This window comes from Ralstonia sp. PBBBR1 (assembly GCF_002256165.1).
GTDB lineage: Bacteria > Pseudomonadota > Gammaproteobacteria > Burkholderiales > Burkholderiaceae > Ralstonia > Ralstonia thomasii.
Window position 1 is genome coordinate 362,271 of record NZ_NKIL01000004.1, and the last position, 24,488, is coordinate 386,758.

Consider the following 24,488-nt stretch of genomic DNA (forward strand, 5'->3'; position numbering starts at 1 on the left):
CGCATAACGGCAAATCAATCCGCCACCCTCGGGGCCGCCCAGTGTCCATGGTCTTGACCCGCGGTTCCGCCCCCGTCGCTGAATCGCGCCCCCCCCGTCGGGCGCCTCCGACTGCGCCCCGCCTTCTCGTAAGCCACTTTCGGCGTCGATTGGCGCCGCCCTTCAGTTGCCCTGGCAGCCGCCGTTATGCAATGTAATAAAGTCTGATCATAGGAACATTCTGATCGGCACCCCTCGGCGATAGAATGACTGGTCACCGCCGTTCGAGCGGTCTTCGTCCCCCAATCAACGCACCGCGGTTCTGAAACGCCTCCATGTGGATTGTCCAACTCGCGCTGCGAAGGCCGCTGACGTTCATCGTCCTCGCCTTGCTGATCCTGCTGGCGACGCCGTTTACGCTCATGCGTACGCCAACGGACATCTTTCCGGAAATCGACATTCCGGTCGCCAGCATCATCTGGAACTACAACGGCCTGCCAGCCAAGGAGATGGCCGACCGCATCGTGTCTGTCACGGAGCGCAGCCTGACCACCACCGTCAACGACATCGAGCATATCGAGTCGCAATCGTTGGGCGGCGTGTCGATCATCAAGGTCTTCTTCCAGCCCAACGCCAACATCCAGACCGCACTCGCGCAGATCGTGGCGAGCACGCAGGCGCAGGTGCGGCAGTTGCCGCCGGGCACGACGCCGCCGCTGGTGATCAAGTATTCAGCGTCAAGCATTCCGATCCTGCAACTGGGGCTGTCGAGCAACACGCTATCGGAGCAGGAACTCAATGATGCGGCGGTAAACTTCCTGCGCCCGCGCCTGATCACGGTGCCCGGCATCGCCGTGCCGTTCCCGTATGGCGGCAAGAGCCGGCAGATCACGGTCGATCTTGATACGCAGAAACTGTTGGCGCAGGGCCTGACGCCCGTGGACATCGTCAACGCGGTGGGCGCGCAGAACCTGATCCTGCCCGCCGGCACGCAAAAGATCGATGCCACCGAATACGGCGTCACGCTCAACGGCACGCCAGGCAGCATTGCCGCGCTCAACGCGATTCCGGTCAAGACCAGCAACGGCGCCACGCTCTACCTGGGCGATGTGGCCCATGTGCGCGACGGCTTCTCGCCGCAGACCAACGTGGTGCGCCAGGACGGCCAGCGCGGCGTGCTGCTGTCCATCCTGAAGAATGGCGGCGCGTCGACGCTCGATATCGTCAACAACATCCACAAGCTCCTGCCGGCCGCGGCCGCTGCCCTGCCGCAAGACTTGAAGATCACGCCGCTGTTCGACCAGTCGCTGTTCGTGAAAGCGGCCATTGAAGGCGTGATCCGCGAGGCGATCATCGCCGCGTGCCTGACCGCCGCCATGATCCTGCTGTTCCTCGGCAACTGGCGCAGCACGGCCATCATTGCGGTGTCGATTCCGCTGTCGATCCTCTCGTCGATCATCGTGCTGCATCTGCTGGGCGAGACCATCAACCTGATGACGCTCGGTGGGCTGGCGCTCGCGGTCGGGATTCTGGTGGACGACGCCACCGTCACCATCGAGAACATCGAGCGCCATCTGCACGAAGGCAAGGCGCCCGTCACCGCCATCCTGGACGGCGCGGCCGAGATTGCCGTGCCGGCCTTCGTGTCGACCCTCTGCATCTGCATCGTGTTCGTGCCGATGTTCTTCCTCACGGGCGTGGCGCGTTATTTGTTCGTGCCGATGGCCGAAGCGGTGATCTTCGCCATGCTGGCGTCGTATGTGCTCTCGCGCACGCTCGTGCCGACGCTGGTGATGATGCTCATGACCGGCCACACCGACGACGCAAAGAAGCCTGGCCCACGTTTGACCACATTCGGCCGCATCTACGAGGCATTCAATCGCCAGTTCGAGCACATGCGCGGCAACTACGCCGCCGTCCTGGGCGGGTTGCTGGAGCGCCGCCGCGTGTTTGCACTGTCGTTCCTGGGCTTCTGCGTGGCGTCGTGCGCGCTGTTCCTGGTGCTCGGCCGAGACTTTTTCCCCGATGTGGATGCGGGCCAGATCCGTCTGCACATGCGTGCACCGTCGGGCATGCGCATTGAAGAGACGGCACGCCTGGCCGACGAGGTGGAGACGGCCATCCGGCAGATCATTCCCAAGAACGAGTTGTCGACGATTCTCGACAACCTCGGTGTTCCGAACTCGGGTATCAACCTGTCGTACAGCAACGCCGGCACCATCGGCACGCTGGACGGCGAAATCCTCATCGCCCTGCACGAGGGCGAGCGCAAACCCAGCGCCGAATACATCCGGCGCCTGCGCGAAGAACTGCCGAAGCGGTTCCCCGGCGTGGAATTCGCCTTCCAGCCCGCAGACATCGTCAGCCAGATCCTGAACTTCGGCCTGCCGTCGGCCATCGACGTGCAGTTCTCAGGCGCCGACGTGGCCACCAACAAGCAGCTCGCGGGCATGCTGGCCAACCGCATCAAGCAAATACCGGGCGCCGTGGATACACACGTACACCAGCGCTTCGACCAGCCCACGCTGGCCTTGAACATGGACCGCACGCGCATCCAGCAGGTCGGGCTCGAAGGCCGCGACGTGGCGCAGAACCTGCTGGTGTCGCTCAGCTCCAGCTTCCAGACTTCACCCACGTTCTGGCTGAACCCGATCAACGGTGTGGTGTACCAGGTGGCCGTTACAAGCCCGCAATACCGCGTCGACTCCCTCGACGCGCTACTGCGCACCCCGGTGGCGGGCTCACGTGGTGGCGCGGCACAAGCAGGGGGGCCGCAGTTGCTGGGCAACCTCGTGCAGGTCAGCCCCGGGGTGCAACCCCAGGTGGTCTCGCATTACGACATCACCCCCGTGGTGGACGTGTACGCCGCCGTGCAGGGCCGCGACCTGGGCGCCGTCGCCAAGGAAGTGCAGAAAGCCGTCGACGACATCCGCCCGAAGCTGCCGCGCGGCGCGCAGGTCACGGTGCGCGGTCAGGTGAAGACGATGGAATCGTCGTTCGTCGGCCTGGGCGTTGGACTGGTGATGGCGATCGTGCTGGTGTACCTGTTGATCGTCGTGAACTTCCAGTCGTGGATCGACCCGCTCATCATCGTCACGGCCCTGCCGGCGGCGCTGGCAGGTATTGCGTGGATGCTGTTCGTGACAGGAACGACGCTGTCGGTGCCGTCGCTCACGGGGGCGATCATGACGATGGGCGTGGCAACGGCCAACTCGATTCTGTTGATCTCGTTTGCCCGGGAGCGCCTGGCCGAAGGCATCGCGCCGGTGCAGGCCGCGCTGGAAGCCGGCGCCACCCGCCTGCGCCCGGTGCTGATGACGGCGCTGGCGATGATCATCGGCATGGTGCCGATGGCATTGGGCCTGGGCGAGGGCGCAGAACAGAACGCGCCGCTGGGGCGCGCGGTGATCGGCGGTCTGCTGTTTGCAACCGTCTCGACCCTCTTCTTTGTTCCGGTGGTGTTTGCCAGCGTGCACAACAGATTGCAGCGGCGCGCCGCACGGCGGAGTCACGATTTGCGGGGAAGCGAAGGACATGTCTGAGCAAACATCCAGTGCCCATTCCGGGGCGCATTCGGGGCCGCATTCTGGGCACCTCGCGGACGGCCCGCCGCACCACGTCGTCACGGTCGACCCGATCGAACAGGTGGACCGCGGCCCCGCCATGCGGCGCGCACGCTGGGTCGTGATTGTGGTGGCTGTGCTGCTGGCGCTGGGCGCCGCGCGCACGCTGGTGGGCCGCTACTACAACGCGCACGCGCTGGAGCGCCAGGTGAGTGCGCAGACCAGCCGCTACGTCACCACCACCGCTCCCAAACCGGCCAGCGCCAACCGCGAGCTGACGCTGCCGGGCACGCTGCAGGGCTACGTTGAATCGCCCATCTATGCGCGCACCAGCGGCTACGTGCTGCGCTGGTTCAAGGACATCGGCGCCCACGTCGACAAGGGCGAAGTGCTGGCGCTGCTCGACACCCCGGAAATCGACCAGGAACTGAACCAGGCGCAAGCCACACGCAACCAGGCCGCCGCACGCAAGGCGCTGGCGCAGACCTCGCTTACGCGCTGGCAGAACCTGCGCCAGAAAGATGCCGTCTCTCAGCAGGAACTGGACGAGCGCACCAGCGCTGCCAATCAGGCCCAGGCCGACCTGGCCGCTGCCGAAGCCAATGTGCGCCGCCTGCAGGAACTGCAAGGCTTCCGCCGGGTAGTGGCCCCGTTTGCGGGCGTGGTGACCAAGCGCAATGTCGATGTCGGCGCGCTCGTCAACGCCGGCAATGCGGGCGCCAACCGCGAGCTGTTCACCCTGGCGCAGACCGATCCGCTGCGCATCTACCTATATGTGCCGCAGGCGTATTCGCAGCAGGTGAAGGTTGGGCAGGATGTGGCCGTCACGCTCGCAGAGCTGCCCGGCCAAACCTTCCGCGGCACCATCGCGCGCGCCTCCGGCGCCATCGACGCCACCACGCGCACCATGCAGGTGGAAGTGCAGTTGCCCAACAAGGACGGCCACCTGCTGCCGGGCGCGTATGTGCAAGTCGCCATCAAGGGCAAAACGTCCGGCGACGATGCGGGTGCCAACGCGCAGGGGGCCTATCTGGTGCCGACCAACACGCTGCTCTTCCGCAAGGAAGGCCCACGCATCGCCGTCGCAGACAACGGCCGCGTCGCGCTGCGCCCGGTCACCATTGGCCGCGACTACGGCCGCACGGTAGAGATCGTCTCGGGCCTCAAGCCAAACGACGCGCTGATCCTCAACCCGGCCGATTCCATCGAGCAAGGCGAAGTGGTGACCATCGTCACCCCGGCCCCGGCCCCCGCATCGGCACCGGCGGCTTCCGCGCCGCACGCATCATGACGCGGTTGCGAACCCCAGCGCTGGCGGCTTCGCTGATCGTCTCGCTGGCCGGTTGCTCGCTCGCGCCGACCTACGAGCGCCCGGCCATGGACATGCCCGCGCACTGGCAGACCGAAGCGCCCTGGCGCGCCGCCCAACCTGCCGATGCAGCACCCAAAGGCCCGTGGTGGCAGCGCTTCAACGATCCGCAGCTCGACAAGCTGATCACGCAGGCGCTGCAGGAAAACCAATCCCTCAAGGTGGCACTGTCGAACCTGGAGCAGGCACAGGCGCAGACGCGCGTGGCCCGTGCCAGCCTGCTGCCGACCATCACAGCCGCCAACAACGACACGCGGTCGCGCACATCCTCGGAACGGCCGCTCTCGTCGTACACAAGCCCGACGATGTCGACGGTGCAGAGCGATTTCGTAGTGCGCGCCGACGTCAGTTACGAAGCCGACCTGTTCGGCCGCGTGCGTAACACCGTCGCCAACGCCGCCGCGAGCGAAGCGCAGGCCGGCGCCAATGTCGAGAACTTCCGCCTGCTGCTTGCCGCGCAGGTTGCCACCACCTGGTACAACCTGCGCGAGACCGACGCGGAAATCGCCGTGGTGCAGGAAGGGCTCGCACTGCAGCGCAAGGCGCTCGATTTCGTCACCTCACGACATCAGGACGGCGTTGCGTCGGGGCTCGATCTGGCACAGCAGCAGACGCTGGTCGACAGCACGGCCACGCAGGCCGAACTGCTGACCAAGCAACGCGCGCAGTACGAACACGCGCTCGCTACGCTGGTCGGCACACCCGCACCCGCCTTCCACATCGATCCGATTCCGCTCAAGGGCGCGGCACCGCAAATTCCGGTGGCGCTGCCGTCCGACGTGATCGAACGCCGCCCCGACGTGGCCGCAGCAGAGCGCGGCGCCGCTGCTGCTAACGCGCAAGTGGGCGTGGCGCGCGCTGCCTTCTTCCCGAGCGTGATGCTCAACGGCGGCGCCGGTTGGGAAAGCCGCGATCTGGCGCTGCTGTTTTCTGCGCCGACGCTGCTGTGGTCGTTCGGCACGCAGATCGCCCAGACGGTGTTTGACGCGGGTCGCACGCGGGCGCGCGTGGACTTTGCCAATGCGGCCTACCAGGGCGCGATTGCCAACTACCGGCAGACGGTGCTGGGAGCGTTGCAGGAAGTGGAAGATGGACTGGCCGGGCTGCAATCGCTGGACCGTGCGGCAACCCAGGCGCGCCATGCCGTGGAAAGCGCTCGCAAGGTCTACGACATTGCCAGCGTGCGCTACGAGGGCGGGCTCGCAACCTCGTTGGACGTGATCACCGCGCAGCAGTCGCTGTTGAACAACCAGCGCACGGCGGTGCAGATTCTCGGCCAGCAGATGACGACGAGCGTGTTTCTCGTCAAGGCGGTGGGCGGCGACTGGAACCACGTGATCGCCACGCCAACGCCAACGCCAACGGCCAAGCGGTAAGCCTCAGGCAACGGCGCGCAGGAAGCGCGCGCCCACAAAAAGCCCCACCAACCAGCTCAACGTCAGCGCCACGGCAACGACCAGCTGGAGTAGCGCGGTGGCATCGCCGGGCACGCGCAGCGCCAGCACAATCACCGCGGCCATCAGCGCACCCGCTGCGACCAGGCTCACCAGCAGCGCACCCAAACCGGATGCGAGCGTGCGCACCAGCGGCGGATGCACATGTGCCGGCGGACACAGCACCGCCATGCGCGCACGCACATAGGCGGTGGTGCGCGCGCCATCGGTGGCTTCGGCGTGATGGCGCATCACGTACATCCAGGTTTGCGTGTCGAGCACGCCGGAACTCAGCTCGTGCGTCACACGGCGCAGTGCAGCACGTTCGCGCGCGTGGTCGGTGGCATCGCTTGGCGTTTCGTTGGGGTTGAGCCTGTCGAATACGGCCGGCGCAGCAGCCGGATCGTTCGCGCGCACCTCATGCCGATACGTCACGCGCACGCGGCGCGACCGGGCGAGATACGCCAGCGTCCCGAGCGGCACCAGCACCTCCGCCGCCAGCAACAGCGCGAGCGGTAACCCCGCCGCCGTGCCGCCCGATGCCTGCGCGGCCCACGCCTTGATCCCACCGCTCATGCCCAGCGTGGCCAGCAATTGCAGCAGGCAATAGCCCAGCCAGACCCACGGAAACCAGCGCACGCGCAAAAACGCCACAACCACCAGCCCCAACGGAAACGCCAGCCCAGCAAGCGCCAGCACCGGCCGCGCCGCGCCACCGCCCATCTCGCCCAGCATCAGCACCATGGCCATCGCCAAAACCACCACCAGCGCCGGCAACGTGCTCAACCACAGCAGCGTCACCAGCCAGCCGCGAACGCCATAAAGCCGGTGCGCCCGCGCACGCGCCGCCGATATCGCAATCCACCTTCCTTGCATGAAGCTCCTTGTCCGGGTCCGCCATGCGGCGCGCCGTAGCGCAGCATGGATTACTGAATTTCGGCGATTGTGTCATCGGGGCAACGCAGGTGGCCCCCTCTGGAGTGGGGACAGCCGCACATTGTTGCTAATGTCTGGGCGGGCCCAATGCCGACAAGGGTTTGCGAGCAATTAGTTGTTCTTAATTCAGATGTTGAAATCTCTGAGTGTTGTATCGGCGCCTTAATGTGGGCGCGTCCGCTGGCAAGGGTCAGCATGTCCGCCGCGCATACGAGCCCGAACCATTTGCATGTGATGTGTGCCACAAGGCTCCTTACACTCGCTGCAAACTCAAAGGAAGCCGATATGCGCCCACACCGTCTGCCGCAGTGCCTGCTGTCCGCCCTCATCCTGAGCCTTGCCCTCGCCGGCCCCGCCGGTGCTGCGCCGGAGCCTGAACCGGTCGACATCCTGATCCGCAACGGCACCGTGGTCGACGGCAGCGGCGGCGTGCCGTTCGTGGCCGACGTCGGCATCCGCCATGACCGGATCGTGCTGGTCCAGCCCTCCGCCACCGGCGTCCAGGCGAAAACGGTGCTCGATGCGAGGGAGCTCGTGGTGGCGCCGGGCTTTATCGATCCGCATACGCACGCCTATCACAACCTCATCTCCAAAGATCGGCACCAGAACCAGCCGTACCTGCTGCAGGGCGTGACGACGGTAGTGATCGGCAACGACGGCATTGTCCTCGAAGCCGACGGGCCGGATCTCGACCGCATCGGCCCGACGCTCAAGGCGCTGGACGCCAACCGCATCGGCACCAACGTGGCCATGCTGGTGGGTCACAACGCGGTACGCCATCGCGTGATGGGCGACGTGGCCCGCGCACCGACGGCTGAAGAACTCAAAGCGATGCAGGGCCTGATGGAAGACGGCATGCGCGACGGCGCCTTCGGCATGTCGACGGGCCTCGTGTACACACCCGGGCTGTTCGCCAAAACCGACGAGGTGGTGGCGCTGGCCAAGACCGTGGCCGCGCGTGGCGGCATCTACGACACGCACCTGCGCGACGAGGGCAACTTCCGCACGGGCCTCGTCAACGCCGTGAAGGAGGCGCTGGACATCGGCCAGCAGTCGGGCATCCCGATCCACATCTCGCACATCAAAGCGCTGGGCGTGGATTCTTGGGGCAAGAGCGCGGAGATCATCAGCTTGATACGGCAGGCGCAGGCCGGCGGCATGAACGTATCGGCAAGCCAGTATCCGTACACGGCGTCGAGCACGCACATCATTCCGGCGCTGGTGCCGGGCTGGGCGCGCGACGGCGGCAACGACGCGCTGCTCAAGCGCCTGGAAGACCCGGCCACACGCGCGCGCATTGCCACCGACATGGAAAAGGCCATGCAACAGCGCAACGGGCCGGCGGCGCAGGTGCTGATCTCCACCAACCCCGAATACAACGGGCAATCGCTCGAGGCGCTGGGCAAGAAGCTGGGCGTGAGCCCCGTCGATGCGGCCATCAGCGTGATCCAGCACGGCGGCACGAACATCGTCTCGTTCAACATGAGCGATGCCGATCTGGAAGCGTTCATGAAGCAGGACTTCGTTGTGGGCGGCTCCGACGGCATTGCCGGACACCCGCGCGAGGCCGGTACCTTCGCACGCCGCATCGGTGAATACGTCACGCGCAAGCACGTGATAACGCTGCCGTTCGCCGTCCGCCAGACAAGCGCCCGCACCGCTGAGATCTTCGGCATCAAAGACCGCGGCACCGTGCAGGCGGGCAAGTTTGCCGATCTGGTCATCTTCGACCCAGCCACCTACGCCGACCGCGCGAGCTATGAACAGCCGGCGCTGCCGCCTGTAGGCGTGCGGTGGGTGCTCGTCAACGGCGCGGTGGCCGTGGCCGATGGCAAGGCGGTGCCGGAGGTTCTGGCGGGGCGGGCGCTGCGCAAGTGAAGCGCAGGAGCGCTACCATCGACGCTCCTTTCGCTTCTTTGAATCCATAACTGAACCGACATGCCCAACATCCAACGCTTCCACACCAACGCCCGCATGAGCCAGATCGTGATCGCCAACGGCATCGTGCATCTGGCCGGACAAGTGCCCGACATCGACTTCAAGTCGATCACCGAGCAGACCAACAACATCCTCGCGCGCATCGATACGTTGCTGGCCGAAGCGGGTGTCGACAAGACGCGACTGATCTCCGCCAACATCTGGCTGACCGAAGCCAAGCACTTCGCCGAGCTGAACGCCGCGTGGGAGGCCTGGGTGCCGGCCGGCCACGCGCCCACGCGCGCCTGCGTGCAGTCGGGCCTGATGCGCCCGGGCATTGACGTGGAGATCGCCGTCACGGCGCTGGCCAAGGGTTAAGGAGCCAGCCGCCATGCGCTTTGACACCCTTGTGCTGGGCGCCGGCATTGTCGGCGTATCGGTGGCGGTGCATCTGCAGAAACGCGGGCGTGCCGTCGCGCTGGTGGACCGCCGGGCGCCGGGCTTTGAGACGTCGTTCGGCAATGCCGGGCTGATCCAGCGCGAGGGTGTGTATCCGTATGCGTTCCCGCGCGATCTGTCGACGCTGTTGCGTTATGCGGGCAACACGTCGGCGGACGTGCATTACCACCCCGGCGATCTGCCCCGGCTGCTGCCGTTCTTGTGGCAATACTGGCGCAACTCGCACCCGACGCGGCACGCGGCGATTGCGCGTGAGTATGCGCCGCTCATCGCACATAGCGTGAGCGAGCACCGCGCACTGGCCGAAGCCGCCGGTGCCATGCATCTGATCCGCCCCAGCGGCTGGATCAAGGTCTTCCGCAATGCCGCCACGCAGGACAAGGAAACGCGCAACGTCGAGCGCTGGCAACGCGAATACGGCGTCGCGTTTGAAGCGCTCGACCCGGCACGCCTGCATACGGTTGAACCGCATCTGGACACATCGCTGCTGGGTGGTCTGCGCTATACGGAAGCCGACGCCGTCAGCGACCCCAACGCACTGGTCACGGCCTACGCGAAATACTTCGAGCAGCTTGGCGGGCACCTGTTTGAAGCCGATGCCAACACGCTGACGCCCGACGCGCCGTGGCTGCTGCAAACCAAGGAGGGGGAGCTACGCGCAGACAACGTTGTCATCGCCATGGGCCCCTGGGCAGACGTCCTCACCTCGCGCCTGGGCTACAGCTTGCCGCTGGCCGTCAAGCGCGGGTACCACATGCACTACGCGCCCGCACAAGGCGCGCAGTTGAACCATCCCGTGCTCGATGCGGACGGCGGGTATGTGCTGGCACCGATGGCGCGCGGCATCCGCCTGACGACCGGCGCGGAATTGGCGCACCGCGATGCGCCCAAGACGCCGGTGCAACTGGACGCCGTCGAGCCCGTCGCCCGCACGCTCTTTCCGCTGGCAGAACGTGTGGATGCGGAACCGTGGATGGGCGCCCGCCCCTGCACGCCCGACATGCTGCCGGTCATCGGGCAGGCACCGCACCACGCAAACATGTGGTTCGCGTTCGGGCATGCACACCATGGTCTGACGTTGGGCCCGATCACCGGGCGATTGATTGCGGAAATGATGACGGGCGAGACACCTACCGTGGATGTTCGCCCGTTCCGTGCGCAGCGGTTCTGGGATTCAGCGCGCTAGTTCAACCCGCCCTGGCACAGGTACTTGATCGACAGGTAATCGTCGAGCCCGTACTTGGAGCCCTCGCGGCCATAGCCCGATTCCTTCACGCCGCCAAAGGGCGCTGCCTCGCTGGCAAGCGCACCTTCATTGATGCCGACGATGCCCGCCTCCAGGGCGTGTGATACACGCTCGATGCGGCGGATGTCCTGCGTGTAGAAGTACGACGCCAGCCCGAACGGCGTGTCGTTGGCGGCCTGCACGGCTTCGGCTTCATCGACGAAGCGGAACAGCGGCGCAACGGGGCCGAACGTCTCTTCGCCGCACAGGGCCATGCCGCTGTTGGCGTCGGCCAGCACGGTGGGCGCATAGAAGTGTTCGCCAACTTCCGGCAGGCGCTTGCCACCGGCCAGCACGCGCGCACCGTTGGCAACGGCGTCTTGCACGTGGCGTTCGATCTTGTCGACAGCGCGGGCGTTGATCATCGGGCCGATCTGCGCATCCGGATCGGTGGCGGGCGCGACTTTCAGCGCGGAAACCCGCTCGGCCAGCATGGCGCCAAAGCGCTCATACACGCCGGCCTGCACGTAGACGCGGTTGGGGCACACGCACGTCTGGCCGCCGTTGCGGAACTTGGCCGCCAGCAAACCCGTGATGGCCGCATCAAGGTCCGCGTCGTCAAACACGATGAACGGCGCGTTGCCGCCCAACTCCAGCGACAGCTTCTTTAGCGTGCCCGCCGATTCGTGCGCCAGATACTTGCCCACCGGCGTCGAGCCCGTGAAGGTGATCTTGCGCACGCGGCTGTCGTGCAGCCAATCGGCCACGGCCTCGATGCCGCGCTCACGCGAGGCCGAGATCATGTTCAGCACGCCCGGCGGCAGCCCGGCTTCCTGCGCAAGGTGCGCCACCGCGAGCGCCGTGAGCGGCGTGTCTTCCGCCGGCTTGGCGACCACGGTGCAGCCCGCCGCCAGCGCCGGCGCGATCTTGCGCGCAATCATCGCCAGCGGGAAATTCCACGGCGTGATGGCCGCCACGATGCCGACGGGCTCCTTGACGGCGCTCATGCGCTTGCCGCGCTGCTGCTGCGGGATCAGGTCGCCGTAGATGCGCGTGGCCTCGTCGGCAAACCAGGCGACGTACGAGGCGCCGTACATGACCTCGCCGCGCCCTTCGGCAAACGGCTTGCCCTGCTCCAGAGAAATCAGCCGCCCCAGCGCGTCGGCATTGGCAACGATGGCCGCGTGCCAGCGGCGCAAGATGGCAGCGCGCTCGGCAGGCAGCGTGTCGCGCCATGCGGGAAAGGCGCGGGCTGCCGCGTCGGTGGCGGCACGCGCGTCGGCGGCGCTGCTGTCGGGCACGTTGGCGATGAGGCAGCCGGTGGCCGGGTCCGTCACGGCAAAACGTGCGCCGTCGGTGCCGGCAACCCACTGGCCCTCGATCAGGTTGTCGGTGCGCACGAGCCCCGTCTGCCGAAGTTGGTCGAAGCTGAAAGCCATCATCGATTCCTTCTCGTCGCTCAACCCAGGTGCGCGGCAATTGCCTCGCCCACCTGCGTGGTGTTGGCGTTGCCGCCCAGGTCTGGAGTGCGGGGGCCTTCCTTCAACACGGTTTCGATGGCAGCGACGATGGCGTCGTGCGCAGCGCGGCCTGCCCCCTGCCCTTGCGTCAGGAAATCCAGCATCAACGCGCCCGACCAGATCATCGCGATCGGGTTAGCGATGTTCTTGCCGTAGATGTCCGGCGCCGAGCCGTGCACCGGCTCAAACAGCGACGGGAACGTGCGATCGGGGTTCAGGTTGGCGGAAGGCGCCAGGCCGATCGTGCCGGTGGTGGCGGGGCCAAGATCGGACAGGATGTCGCCGAACAGGTTGGTGGCGGCCACCACGTCGAAGCGGCCCGGCTGCAGCACGAAGCGTGCGGTCAGGATGTCGATGTGCTGCTTGTCGAGCGTGACGTCGGGATAGTGTTGCGCGACTTCATCCGCGCGCTTGTCCCACCACGGCATGCTGATGGCGATGCCATTGCTCTTGGTGGCGAGCGTCACGTGTTTGCGCGGGCGGCTCTGTGCAAGGTCGAACGCGAACTTGAGCAGCCGCTCTGCACCCTTGCGCGAGTAGACCGATTCCTGGATGACGATTTCACGATCGGTGCCTTCGTACATGACGCCGCCGAGCGATGTGTATTCGCCTTCGGTGTTCTCGCGCACGACGTAGTAATCGATGTCGCCCGGCTTGCGATTGGCGAGCGGGCACGGCACGCCTTCAAACAGGCGCACGGGGCGCAGGTTGATGTACTGGTCGAACTCGCGGCGGAACTTGAGCAGCGAGCCCCACAGTGAGACGTGATCGGGCACCGTGGCCGGCCAGCCGACCGCGCCGAACAGGATGGCGTCCATGCCTTGCAGTTGCTGCTTCCAGTCGTCGGGCATCATCTGGCCGTGCTGCTGGTAGTAATCACAACTGGCCCAGTCGATGTGCTGGGTCTCGAGGCTGATGCCGAAGCGGCGCGCGGCCGCTTCGAGCACGCGCAGGCCTTCGGGCATCACTTCGCGGCCAATGCCGTCGCCAGGGATCACGGCGATCCGGTAAGTCTTGCGGGTCATGTCAGATCCGTTGGAAAGAGAAGAACGATCAGGCGGTTTGCGGCGCGATGAAGTCTCGCGCGAGCTTGCGGGCGCCGTTGGCGAACAGGAGGATGTCGATGCCGGTGGCGACAAAGGTGCAGCCGAGTTCCAGGTAGTGGCGTGCGAGCACGGGGTCGGATGTGAGCGTGCCGGCTGCCTTGCCCGACGCGATGATCGTGCGCATGGCGTTGTCGATGGCGGCCTGCACCTCCGGATGGCCGGCATTGCCGCGATGGCCCATCGACGCGGCCAGATCGGCCGGGCCGATGAAGACGCCGTCCACGCCATCCACGGCGCAAATGGCTTCGAGGTTCTGCAGAGCGATCACGGTTTCGGCTTGCACGAGCAAGCAGGCTTCGTCATCAGCCACTTGCAGGTAGTCGGTGCGGGCGCTCCAACGCGATGCACGGCCTACCGCGCTGCCCACGCCACGAATGCCGAACGGCGGGTAGCGCACCGCACGCACGAGATCGCGCGCCTGTTCCGCCGTATCCACCATCGGCACCAGCAGCGTGCGTGCGCCAATGTCGAGCAGGCGCTTGATGAGGGCGGGATCGCCGCTGTACGGCCGCACGATGGGCTCGGCACGGTACGGCGCCACGGCCTGCAGTTGCGCGAGGATCGTGCGCACGTCGTTCGGAGCGTGCTCGCTGTCGATCAGCAGCCAATCGAAGCCGGCCGTGGCACTCACTTCGGCCAGGTACGGATCGCTCATCGCCAGCCAGAAACCGATCTGGCGTTGCTTGGCGGCCAGCGCGGCCTTGAAACTGTTCGGTCGGTTAAGCGCGGGCGTCTGCATTGCGTTGGTCATGCGAATGATGTGTTTCAGGAGTGGGCTCGAAGCTGATGGGTTCTACCTTGCCGAGTAGGAAGAGGTAATTCAGGATCGCGAGGCCGATCAGTGCGGCGGAGAACACCAGCGCCGGAATGAACGAGCCCGTGGCACCCACGATGGCGCCGGTGACGATCGGGCCGACCACGCCTCCCATATTCGACACGCTATTCTGCAGGCCCGCCACCATCGACACGTTGTTGCCCGGCGCCACATCCGCCGGAAGCGCCCACACCTGCGACGCCGCCACGGTGGTGCCCGACTTGGCGATGCACAGCAGGATGACTGCCACGACGGCCGACTGAGCGAACGCCGCCAGCCCGATGCTCGACGCCATCACCAGCCCAATCACCAGGAAGAGCTTGCGCGTGGCCGTGAGCGAAAGCTTGCCCGACGCATACACGCGGTCCGACGCCCAGCCCGCGAACACCTCCACGAACATCGAGACGAACAGCGGCAGCGACGCCATGAGGCCCATCTGCATCAGGCCCATGCCGCGTTCCTTGACGAGATACGTCGGCAGCCACGTGATGAAGAAGTACGAGTTGTAGTTGATCATGAAGAAGCCGATGCACATCGCCCAGATGTTCCGGTGCGTGAGCAGCTTCGTCCAGGGCACCTTGGGTTCATCCTTGCGGGCTGGCGGCAGGCCGCGTTGGATGTGGGCCAACTCAGCGGCGTTCACGCCTTTGTGCGCTTCGGGCGTTTCCTTGAACACCGCCCACCACACCACTGCCCACACGATGCCCAGCCCGCCTGTCACGACAAAGGTGATCTTCCAATCGAACATCACCAACAGCCACGCGATAAGGGGCAAGGCGACGGCGCTCCCCAACTTTGAGCCGCTATCGAAAATGGCCGCCACCGTGGCGCGTTCCTGTTTGGGGAACCAGCGCCCCGTGATGCCCGCGCTGCTCGGATACGCACCTGCCTCGCCGATGCCCAACGCCACACGCAGGCCCACCAGCGACTTGAAACCGTTTGCCAGGCCCGTCAACGCCGTCGCAACAGACCACCACAGCACCGCAAACCCGAGCACCTTCTTTTGCCCGAAGCGGTCGGCCAGAATGCCGGCCGGCAACTGCAGCAGCGCATACGACCAGAAGAACGCCGACATGACGACGCCCATTTCCACCGCGCTCAGGTGGAATTCCTTCTGGATGTGCGGCGCGGCGGCCGACAGCACGGTGCGGTCGATGTAGTTGATGGCAATCGCCGCCCACATGAGGCCGGCGACAACCCAGCGCACTTTCGAGCGCGGGCCGCCTTGTGACGTGTCCTGCATGGTTTGTCTCCTGTTTTGTAATAGGTGATGCGTGCCTTCGAGTCGAGGCGCTAACTCACGATGCCCATGTGCCACGGCACGAATTCATGGTCTCCAAGACCGAGCAGTTCGCTCTTGGTGCGCTCGCCCGAGGCGGTACGCAGGATGTGTTCGAAGATGTCCTGACCCATCTCTTCCACCGAACGTTCGCCGTCGAGAATGCGGCCGCAATTGATGTCCATGTCTTCTTCAAGCCGGCGGAACATGGGCGTGTTGCTGGCGAGCTTGATCGTCGGAGCGGGTTTCGAGCCGAACATCGAGCCGCGTCCCGTGGTGAAGCAGATCAGGTTGGCGCCGCTGGCAATCTGGCCCGTCACGGCAACGGGGTCGTAGCCGGGGGAATCCATGAAGACAAAGCCCGCGCGGTCGATGGGCTCGGCGTATTCGTACACGGCCTGCAGCGGCGTGGTGCCGCCCTTCATGGCCGAGCCGAGTGATTTTTCGAAGATGTTGGCCAGACCGCCCTGCTGGTTGCCGGGCCCAACCACGCCGTTGAACTGGCCGTTGTGGCCGCGCGTGTAGTTCTCCCACCAGGCCAGCCGATCGAGCAGCTTCTGGCCGACTTCGGGCGACACCGCGCGGCGCGTGAGCATGGTTTCCACGCCGTGGATCTCCGGCGTTTCCGACAGGATGGCCGTGCCGCCATGGCGCACCAGCAAATCCATCGCCGCACCGAGCGCCGGGTTGGCGGTGATGCCCGAGAAGCCATCGGAGCCACCGCACTCCAGGCCGATCTTGATATGACTGGCCGATACCGGGCGGCGAACGATGTCGTTGGCCGCCGGCAGCATCTTCTGGATGGCGGCGATGCCCGCCTCGATGGTGGCGCGCGTGCCGCCGGTGTCCTGCATCACCAACGTGTGCATCAGGTTGCCGGTTTTCAGGCCCTGACTGGTCATCAGATCTGCCACCTGGTTGCGCTCGCAGCCCAGTCCGACGATCAGCACACCCGCCAGGTTCGGATGCCGCGCGTAGCCCGCCAGCGTGCGGCGCAGCACATCGAAATGCTCCGAGGGCGACGACATCCCGCAGCCGCTCGTCTGCGCAAATGCCACCACGCCATCCACATTGGGAAACAGCGCGAGGCGCTCCGGCGAGAACCATGCCGCAATGTTCTTGATGACGGTAGACGAGCAGTTGACCGACGCCAGGATGCCGATGAAGTTGCGCGTAGCCACGCGGCCATCGGGGCGGACGATGCCATTGAACGTAGCGCGCTGCGCCTCTGGGATGTAATCGACCGGGCGCACATCCAGACCGAAGCCCGGGTCGCGTGCGTAGTCGATCAGCTCGACGTTGTGCGTGTGGACGTGTTCGCCCGCCGCGATGTCGCGTGCGGCGCGCCCGATGATCGTGTCGTACTTGCGGATGGCTTCGCCCTGGGCGATTCGCCGCGCGGCGATCTTGTGGCCGGCCGGCACCTGCGCGCGCAGGCGCACCGTCGTTCCGTTGATCGACAGGTTTGCGCCGAGCGACAGCCCTTCGCGCGCAATCAGCACGTTGTCTGCCGCGTTCAGCTGAATCAGCGGCCCAGCGTACGCTGGGGTTGCCTGCAACATCCTTTGCTCCTCCGGGCTGTCTTCTCGTGCAGCCGCAGTCGATCGTGAGTTTTGATGTTACCGGTTTATGTAACCGGTAACATTGGCGCAATCGTAGTCTGGTTTTGCGATAATTGCTAGCCCCTTTTTCCCTGTGTTTCCCCAATCGGCCCATCGATCACGTGACCAAGTCCACCACCGTGTCCCTCGTAGAAACCGCGCCGGCGGCCCCACGCCGTGCGCGCAAGAACACCGGGCGCGTCACTCTGAGCGACCTTGCCAAGCTGGTGGGTGTGACCAAGGTGACGGTGTCCCGTGCGCTGAACACGCCGGAGCTGGTGTCGGGCGACACGCTCGAGCGCGTGCGCGAAGCGGTGCGGCAGACCGGCTATACGCCGGACCTCGTGGCCGGCTCACTGGCATCCAACCGCAGCCGGTTGATCGTCGCGCTCATCCCGACGATTGCGGGCAGCGTGTTTCAGGAAACGGTCGCGGCGCTGACCACCGAGCTGGCTGCTGCGGGCTATCAATTGCTGATCGGCCAGAGCGGCTACGACGAATCACGCGAAGATGCACTGCTCGATGCGATCGTCGGACGGCGCCCCGCGGGCATCGTGCTGACGGGCGTGGTGCACTCCGCCAGCGTGCGGCAGAAGTTGCAGGCGGCCGGCGTACCGGTAGTGGAAACCTGGGACATCACGCGCAACCCGCTGGACATGCTGGTGGGCTTCTCGCACCAGAAGGTCGGCCAGGCGGCGGCGCGCTATGTGAAACAACGCGGCGCAAAGCGCCCCGCCGTCATCACGCCGAGCGACCGCCGTGCACAGGCCCGCGCGCAAGCCTTCGTGAAGGCGTTCGGCTCAGAGGCCGACATTCCCGTGATGGCCGCCGAATCCCCCGCCAGCCTCGGCGACGGCCGGCGCGCACTGGGCATATTGCTAGAGCAACATCCGGACACCGACGCCATCTTCTGCGGCGCAGACATCCTTGCGCTCGGCGTGCTGATGGAGGCGGAACATCGCGGCATTGCCGTGCCGGCGCAACTCCGCGTGGTCGGCTACGGCGACCAGGTGTTCGCCAAAGACACCACGCCCGCGCTCACCACCATCCGCATCGACGGCACAGGCATCGGCAAGCTGGCAGCGACGTTGCTGATCAACCGCATCGAACACGGCGACGAAGAACGGCGCACGGTCGATGTGGGTTTCACCCTCGTTGAGCGCGACAGCGCGTAGCGCTTAGGCAGGCACCGCGTCCGCATCGAGCGGAAACACGGGCCGCTGCACCTTCACAAACGGAAAGCGGCTGTAGTCCGAACTCGTCACCCCGCCGCCGTCGCACTCCACCACGGCTTTGGCAATGGGCACGAACACGGGCCGGCAATACATGCGCGACTTCAACAGCACGAAGCGCGCGGCATGCGGGTCCACGCCGATGTGCGTGAAGATGCCAAGGTCCCAGTGCTCCTGCGGCGTCTCCGTGACAACGATCTGCGCCGCGCCGATGTCGAGCAGCGCCGTGCGGCCCATGCGGATGCGCTGGCCCGTATAGGTCGGCCCCGTGATGGTGTATTCGCCGTCGCTGATGCCGACAACCTTGCCCGTCAGCGCGCGCGGCACAGGGTAGATGCCCAGCTGCACGAGCGGCACCTTGTCGCCCACGGGCAGCGAGACGGTAGCACCCTCGCCCGCCTCGATCATCGCAGCGACAGCTTCCGGGTCGCACACTGGCCCGACGGCGATGCCGCTCAAGCCTTGCTTCAACGCTTCGTGCAGGACGTGCATGTCATCGCACGTGCCGCCGGACATGCAGTTGTCGCCGTGGTCGAGCAGCAGCACGGGGCCGCTGCCGGGGGCGTGTGCCAACTTGGCCGCGCGCGCAATCGATTCGGTCAGCGGTTCAGAGCGGTAGACGAACCCTTCGCGGTCGGCCCAGATGGCATCGGCGATGCGTTGCGCCGCGGCGTCGGCGGCATGCTTGTCGCCGTTGCCGACCACCACGACGGAAAGGCACGGCGCGGCAATGTCCGCCAGCCCGAATCCGGCCAGGATCGACACGGCCAGCATGCCGTCAGTCTCGGCCTGCTTGGCGAGCGCCACGGCGCGGTGCATCGCCCCTTCGTCGGTGCGGCTGCGCAGGGTGTGCGTGACCATCGGCAGGCGGCGCCACGCGAGCACGGGGTTCGCGCGGCCGGCCAGCTTGTCGAACAGCAGGCGGCCGGCGTGCTCGCCGGTTTCGTACATGTCAACGTGCGGATACGTCTTGAAGCTGACTGCGATGTCGGCCAGGTCAATGAACTTCTGCGTGAGATTGCCGTGCAGATCCAGCGCGACGGCAATCGGCACGCCGGGCGCCACCGCGCGCAGGCGTTCGAGCAGATCGCCTTCGCCGTCGTCGCTGTTCTCGGCGACCATCGCGCCGTGCAGGTCGAGCATCAGCGCATCGCAGCCGGGTGCAGCCGCGACGATGGCGTCGCACAGCGTGGTGTACGCCTCGGCAGCGACCCGTCCGCTGGGGTTCGCTCCGGCCACGACGGGCACGACGATTTCCGCGCCCGCCGCCTCCGCCAGATCGATGAACGCACCGGCCGCCGTGCGCGTGCCCTTGGCGGCGCGGTACGCGTCGGCACCGTAGTGCGGATGGAACGATGCCAGCGGCGTCGGCACCGGCGAGAACGTATTCGTCTCGTGATTGAAGCGGGCGATCAGGATGCGCATGAGCGGTCGGGTGATGGTGTCAAACGCGGCCAGCGGCCTGGAGCATCGCGTGCAGCAGTACGTTGGCCCCGGCTTCCAGATGTTCGGGGCGGGCGTCTTCGATTTCGTTGTGGCTGATGCCGTCCTTGCACGGCACGAAGATCATCGCGGTGGGGGCCACACGCGCCAGATAGACCGCGTCATGGCCTGCGCCGCTGATCACGTCCATCTCCGACAACCCCAACTGCCGCGCGCCGCTGCGCACCGCGTTCACCAGCGTGGCGTCAAACGGCTGCGGCGGGAAGTAGACGACCTGGCGCAATGCGATGTCGATGCCGCTGCGTGTGCGCAACTCCGCCACCGCCTCATGCAGTGCCGCATCCATGTCGGACAACATCGCGTCGTCAGCGGCGCGAAAGTCGATCGTCATCGACACTTGGCCGGGAATCACGTTGCGCGAATCCGGATGCACGCTCAGGCAGCCCACCGTGGCCCGCGCGTGTGGCGGGCGCTCCAGCGCGATGCGGTTGGCAATGCCGACCAGCTCCGCCGCCGGCAGCAACGCATCGCGGCGCAGCTCCATCGGCGTGGGGCCGGCGTGCGCTTCCATGCCGGTCAAGACCACGTCGTACCAGCGCTGGCCGAGCGCGCCCGTCACCACGCCGATCGTCGTGGCGTGCGCCTCCAGCACCGGCCCTTGTTCGATATGTGCTTCGAAATAGGCACCGACGGCTCGGCCGCCAACAGGCTCACTCCCCGCGTAGCCGATACTGCGTAGCGCCTCGCCCACGGCCACCCCGTCGCGGTCCTGCGCGGCCAGCACGGCGTCCAGCGCAAACTCGCCGATGAACGCGCCGGAGCCCATCATCACCGGCACGAAGCGCGAACCTTCTTCGTTGGTCCACACGGCCACTTCGATGGGCGCTTCCGTTTCGATGCCCGCATCGTTGAGCGCGCGCACGACCTCGATGCCCGCGAACACGCCGTAGTTGCCATCGAACTTGCCGCCGGTCGGTTGGGTGTCGATATGGCTGCCGGTCATCACCGGCGGCAGTGCATTGTTGCGGCCGGGGCGGCGCGCGAAGAGGTTGCCGATGGCGTCCACGCGTACGGTGCAGCCAGCGGCTTCGGCCTGCGCAATAAAGAAGTCGCGGCCCTGCCGGTCGAGATCCGTCAGCGCAAGGCGGCGCACGCCGCCCTTGGGCGTGGCGCCGATGCGCGCCTGCTGCATGAGCGTGTCCCACAGACGTGCGCCGTTGACGCGCAAAGTGGTATCGAGTTGGGTGGTCGTCATGATGTGTGCGTTTAAGCGGCCAGACCGACGCCAAGGTAGCGGTCCTTGATGGCGTCGTCGGCGCGGAAGGCTTCATTGGTACCGCTATAGACCACGCGGCCCTGTTCGATGATCACGTGGCGATCGGCGAGCTGCGTGCAGACTTCGAGATTCTGTTCGACAAGCAGGATGGACACGCCCGCCTGCTTGATGACTTTCAGCTGCGCGACGATCTCTTCCACGATGACGGGGGCCAGACCTTCGACCGGCTCGTCGAGCATCAGCAGGCGCGGGTGGTTCATCAGCGCGCGGCCGATTGCCAGCATCTGCTGCTCGCCACCGGACAGGTTGGCGCCACCGTTACGCCGCCGCTCATGCAGTCGCGGGAAGATGCGATAGATGTCAGCCAGCTGCCACGGAGAATCGCGCCGCGCGCCGAGCCTCAGGTTCTCTTCCACCGTCAGCAGCTTGAAAATCCCGCGATGCTCGGGCACGAGGCACAGGCCCTGCGCGGCAATGCGATGCGGCGGCTGCCCCGCGATGTCCTTTCCACGAAAACGCACTTGCCCGCCGCGCGGCGTGACGACGCCGGCAATCGTCTTCAGCGTGGTCGATTTTCCGGCGCCATTGCGGCCGAGCAGCGTCACGAGTTCGCCCTCGCCCACCGACAGCGCCACGCCCTGCAGCACGTGGCTCTTACCGTAATAGCCGTGGAGGTCTGCAACGTCGAGAATCGCCGTCGTCGTCATGCCTTGCCTCCCGTGATCATGTTGCCGAGATACGCGGCGCGCACGCGCGGATCCGCCCGCACGGCATCGGGCGTGCCCTCCATGAGCACCTTGCCCTGCTGCATGACGGTGATCATGTCGGAGATGTCCATCACGATGTCCATGTTGTGTTCGATCAGCACGACCGTGTGATCCTGCGCGAGGCCGCGAATGAGCGCCTTCATGGCGGGCAGGTCGTCCACGCCCATGCCGGAGGTGGGTTCATCCAGGAAGATCGCGCGCGGGTTGGCGGCCAGCGCCATGCCCACTTCCAGCCGGCGCTGCTGGCCGTGCGAAAGGACGGCGGCCGGCGTGTCGGCCAGGCGCGGCAATTCAAGCCGATCGAGCACGCGGTCGACCGTGTCGGCGCAGGCCAGCTCGCCCTGCGGCAGGCGCCAGCCGTGCAGGGCACGACGCGGCGTGGTGCCGAGTGCGGCGAGGCGCAGGTTCTCACGCACGGAAAGGCTCGGGAACAGGCTCGTCACCTGGAACGAACGCGCAATGCCACGCTGCACACGCTGGTAGTCGGCTTCACGCGTCACGTCGTGGCCATCGAAAACGATGGTGCCGCTGGTGATCATGCGTGTGCCCGTGAGCATGTGGAACAGCGTGGTCTTGCCTGCGCCGTTGGGGCCGATGACGGAGTGGACCGTGCCGGGCATCACACGCAAATCGACGCCGCCCAGTGCGGTGAATTTGCCGTACTGCTTGACGATGCCGGTGGCCTGGAGGATGGGGGTGGTGGTCATGCACGCTCCTCCTGCACCGCCGGTGCGTGACGCAGTGCGCGCACACGCTGCCACAGCTTCTGCCCGAGCCCGAACAGCCCGCGCTGCATGAACAGGCTCACTGCGATCAGCAGGAAGCCGAGCAACATCAGCCAGCGGGGCCACAAGCTGGAAAGCCAGTCCGACAGCAACACATAGAACGCCGCACCCAACACCGAGGCAAACACGTTGCCCGTGCCGCCGATAACGGTCATCACCAGAATCATTTCGCTGACGTGGTAGTCGATATTGGCCAGCGGCGCGATGCCCGTGAGCATGGCGTGCAGGGCGCCGGCCAGCCCTGTCACCGCACCGGAGATGACAAACGCCAGCAGCTTGAATGCGCGCACGTTGTAGCCGACGGCGAGCGCGCGCTCTTCGTTGTCGCGAATGGCCAGCAGCGTGCGGCCAAACACCGATTCCGTCACACGCTGCACGAGGAAGAACACCACGAGAAACAGCGCCGCGACAAACGCGTAGAACGCCCACGGCGACGCCGCAAATGCCGGACGCGGAATATCGAGCAGGCCGTTATCGCCGCCTGTGAGCGACGGCGTGGTGTAGGCCAGGAAATAGAACATCTGCGAGAAGGCCAGCGTCAGCATGACGAAGTACGTGCCGCGCTGGCGGATGGCAAACCAGCCGACCACCGCCGCCACGACCGCGCCCACCACCACGGCCAGAACAAGCGCCACCGGCATCGGCAGCGCGAGTTGCGTGAGGCCGATACCCGCGGCATAGCTGCCGAGCCCGAAGAAGATGCCTTGCCCGAACGACAGCAGCCCCGTGTAACCGAGTAGCACGTTGCAGGCCATCACGGCCATCGCGTAGACGAGCACTTCGGTGGCCAACGTGCCGGACGTCAGCACCAGCGGCAGCAGCAACGTCACGCCCAGCGCCAGCCACCAGAAGCGATGACGCGAAATTCCATGGAATGCGGCTTGCATCATCCCCTCCCCAGCAGGCCGTGCGGGCGCAGCAGCAGCACGGCCGCCATCGCCACGTAGATCATCAGCCGAGCGCCCTCGGGCCACAGCGTGCTCATCAGGCTCTGCACGATGCCCACCAGCAGGCCGCCGACCAGCGCCCCCGCAAAGCTGCCCATGCCGCCCACCACCACAACCACGAAGGCGACGCCGAGGGCCTCCACGCCCATGAAGGGCTCCGCGCCGCGAATCGGCGCAGCCAGCACACCGGCCACCGCCGCCGTCGCCGCACCCAGCGCGAACATCAGGCTGAACAGGCGGAACACGTTGATGCCGAGCAGCGACACCATCTCGGTCGATTCGCTCCCCGCGCGCACGGCGCTTCCCAGCCGCGTGCCCTCCAGCAGCCACCACAGCCCGAGCGCCAGCACGGCGGTAAAACCGATCACGAACAGCCGGTACTTCGGATAGACGAAATCGCCCCACATCACCACGCCCTGCAATGCATCGGGCGCTGGCACGTCCACGCCCAGCGGCCCCCACGCCACGATGATGAGTTCCTGCACCACCAGCGCCAGCCCCACCGTGACGACGATGTGGAATTCGTGCGCCTGCGCATACACGTGCCGCAGCAGCACCTTCTCCGTCACCCACGCCAGCGCGCCGATGACGAGGGGCGCGAGCACAAGCGCCAACCAGAAATCCATGCCCATCTGCAGGGCCTGAAAGCACAGATACGCGCCCAGCGCATAAAACGCGCCGTGGGCGAAATTGACGAAGCGCAACAGCCCGAAGATGATCGACAGCCCTACCGCCAGCAGGAAGTAGAGCATGCCGATCCCCACGCCGTTGACGACCTGGAGCAGGTAGACGTTCATTGCGTTGACCGAAATGGCACTCAGGAAGACAGGCGCCCGC

At 66.1% G+C, this 24,488-nt stretch carries 19 protein-coding genes; 7 read left to right on the forward strand and 12 right to left on the reverse strand.

What is annotated here, in order from left to right; genetic code table 11:
- Nucleotides 1-314: 314 nt before the first annotated feature.
- Genes CFE42_RS07845 through CFE42_RS07855 form a run of 3 tightly spaced genes read left to right on the forward strand, consistent with a single transcriptional unit; the run spans nt 315 to nt 6,287 of the window.
- Nucleotides 315-3,521: an efflux RND transporter permease subunit gene (locus CFE42_RS07845; protein ID WP_004632587.1), complete on the forward strand. Its 3,207-nt coding sequence runs from the start codon at nt 315-317 to the stop codon at nt 3,519-3,521.
- Nucleotides 3,514-4,833 (forward strand): efflux RND transporter periplasmic adaptor subunit, encoded by a 1,320-nt coding sequence (locus tag CFE42_RS07850; RefSeq protein ID WP_004632585.1) that lies wholly within the window; start codon nt 3,514-3,516, stop codon nt 4,831-4,833. Before CFE42_RS07845 ends, CFE42_RS07850 begins: the two co-directional genes overlap by 8 nt.
- On the forward strand, nt 4,830-6,287 hold the full coding sequence (locus tag CFE42_RS07855) for an efflux transporter outer membrane subunit (RefSeq protein ID WP_004632583.1): 1,458 nt from the start codon (nt 4,830-4,832) through the stop codon (nt 6,285-6,287). Before CFE42_RS07850 ends, CFE42_RS07855 begins: the two co-directional genes overlap by 4 nt.
- Nucleotides 6,288-6,290: 3 nt before the next feature.
- Here CFE42_RS07855 and CFE42_RS07860 read toward each other — a convergent pair whose 3' ends face one another.
- Nucleotides 6,291-7,220, reverse strand: coding sequence for a hypothetical protein (locus CFE42_RS07860; protein WP_004632581.1), 930 nt, complete (start codon nt 7,218-7,220; stop codon nt 6,291-6,293).
- Nucleotides 7,221-7,565: 345 nt separating this feature from the next.
- Here CFE42_RS07860 and CFE42_RS07865 point away from each other — a divergent pair, with 345 nt between their 5' ends.
- From CFE42_RS07865 to CFE42_RS07875, 3 genes are read left to right on the forward strand one after another with little or no spacing between them, the layout of a single operon-like run.
- On the forward strand, nt 7,566-9,158 hold the full coding sequence (locus CFE42_RS07865; RefSeq protein ID WP_004632579.1) for a D-aminoacylase: 1,593 nt from the start codon (nt 7,566-7,568) through the stop codon (nt 9,156-9,158).
- A gap of 60 nt (nt 9,159-9,218) precedes the next feature.
- Nucleotides 9,219-9,575, forward strand: a complete 357-nt coding sequence (locus CFE42_RS07870) for a RidA family protein (protein WP_004632578.1) — start codon at nt 9,219-9,221, stop codon at nt 9,573-9,575.
- A gap of 13 nt (nt 9,576-9,588) precedes the next feature.
- On the forward strand, nt 9,589-10,842 hold the full coding sequence (locus CFE42_RS07875; protein ID WP_004632575.1) for an FAD-binding oxidoreductase: 1,254 nt from the start codon (nt 9,589-9,591) through the stop codon (nt 10,840-10,842).
- On the opposite strand, the gene CFE42_RS07880 is transcribed toward CFE42_RS07875, so the two are convergent.
- From CFE42_RS07880 to CFE42_RS07900, 5 genes are read right to left on the reverse strand one after another with little or no spacing between them, the layout of a single operon-like run.
- A complete protein-coding gene (locus CFE42_RS07880; RefSeq protein WP_004632573.1) occupies nt 10,839-12,320 on the reverse strand; it encodes an NAD-dependent succinate-semialdehyde dehydrogenase in 1,482 nt (493 codons plus the stop codon). The two genes, CFE42_RS07875 and CFE42_RS07880, sit on opposite strands and share 4 nt — an antisense overlap.
- A 20-nt stretch (nt 12,321-12,340) precedes the next feature.
- Nucleotides 12,341-13,426 carry a tartrate dehydrogenase gene (locus CFE42_RS07885; RefSeq protein WP_004632571.1) on the reverse strand — a complete coding sequence of 362 codons (1,086 nt, stop codon included), beginning with the start codon at nt 13,424-13,426 and terminating at the stop codon, nt 12,341-12,343.
- A 28-nt stretch (nt 13,427-13,454) separates the two neighbouring features.
- Nucleotides 13,455-14,258, reverse strand: a complete 804-nt coding sequence (hpaI, locus tag CFE42_RS07890) for a 4-hydroxy-2-oxoheptanedioate aldolase (RefSeq protein ID WP_004632569.1) — start codon at nt 14,256-14,258, stop codon at nt 13,455-13,457.
- Complete coding sequence (locus tag CFE42_RS07895; protein ID WP_004632567.1) at nt 14,227-15,564, reverse strand: MFS transporter; 1,338 nt, start codon at nt 15,562-15,564, stop codon at nt 14,227-14,229. Before CFE42_RS07895 ends, hpaI begins: the two co-directional genes overlap by 32 nt.
- Before the next feature lie 50 nt (nt 15,565-15,614).
- Nucleotides 15,615-17,162, reverse strand: a complete 1,548-nt coding sequence (locus tag CFE42_RS07900) for an altronate dehydratase family protein (RefSeq protein WP_004632565.1) — start codon at nt 17,160-17,162, stop codon at nt 15,615-15,617.
- A gap of 161 nt (nt 17,163-17,323) precedes the next feature.
- Here CFE42_RS07900 and CFE42_RS07905 point away from each other — a divergent pair, with 161 nt between their 5' ends.
- Nucleotides 17,324-18,376 (forward strand): LacI family DNA-binding transcriptional regulator, encoded by a 1,053-nt coding sequence (locus CFE42_RS07905; RefSeq protein ID WP_004632563.1) that lies wholly within the window; start codon nt 17,324-17,326, stop codon nt 18,374-18,376.
- A 3-nt stretch (nt 18,377-18,379) separates the two neighbouring features.
- Here CFE42_RS07905 and CFE42_RS07910 read toward each other — a convergent pair whose 3' ends face one another.
- The 6 genes from CFE42_RS07910 to CFE42_RS07935 are packed head-to-tail and all read right to left on the reverse strand — an operon-like array spanning nt 18,380 to nt 24,448.
- Entirely contained in the window at nt 18,380-19,858 is a 1,479-nt protein-coding gene (locus CFE42_RS07910) for a M81 family metallopeptidase (RefSeq protein WP_004632561.1), read from the reverse strand.
- Between the two features lie 19 nt (nt 19,859-19,877).
- Nucleotides 19,878-21,131: a Zn-dependent hydrolase gene (locus CFE42_RS07915; protein ID WP_004632560.1), complete on the reverse strand. Its 1,254-nt coding sequence runs from the start codon at nt 21,129-21,131 to the stop codon at nt 19,878-19,880.
- An 11-nt stretch (nt 21,132-21,142) separates the two neighbouring features.
- Nucleotides 21,143-21,859, reverse strand: coding sequence for an ABC transporter ATP-binding protein (locus CFE42_RS07920; RefSeq protein ID WP_004632557.1), 717 nt, complete (start codon nt 21,857-21,859; stop codon nt 21,143-21,145).
- Nucleotides 21,856-22,626 carry an ABC transporter ATP-binding protein gene (locus tag CFE42_RS07925; RefSeq protein ID WP_004632555.1) on the reverse strand — a complete coding sequence of 257 codons (771 nt, stop codon included), beginning with the start codon at nt 22,624-22,626 and terminating at the stop codon, nt 21,856-21,858. The genes CFE42_RS07920 and CFE42_RS07925 overlap by 4 nt, the downstream gene beginning before the upstream one ends.
- Nucleotides 22,623-23,591: a branched-chain amino acid ABC transporter permease gene (locus tag CFE42_RS07930; RefSeq protein WP_004632553.1), complete on the reverse strand. Its 969-nt coding sequence runs from the start codon at nt 23,589-23,591 to the stop codon at nt 22,623-22,625. Before CFE42_RS07930 ends, CFE42_RS07925 begins: the two co-directional genes overlap by 4 nt.
- Nucleotides 23,591-24,448, reverse strand: a complete 858-nt coding sequence (locus CFE42_RS07935; protein ID WP_004632550.1) for a branched-chain amino acid ABC transporter permease — start codon at nt 24,446-24,448, stop codon at nt 23,591-23,593. The genes CFE42_RS07930 and CFE42_RS07935 overlap by 1 nt, the downstream gene beginning before the upstream one ends.
- Between the last annotated feature and the right edge of the window lie 40 nt (nt 24,449-24,488).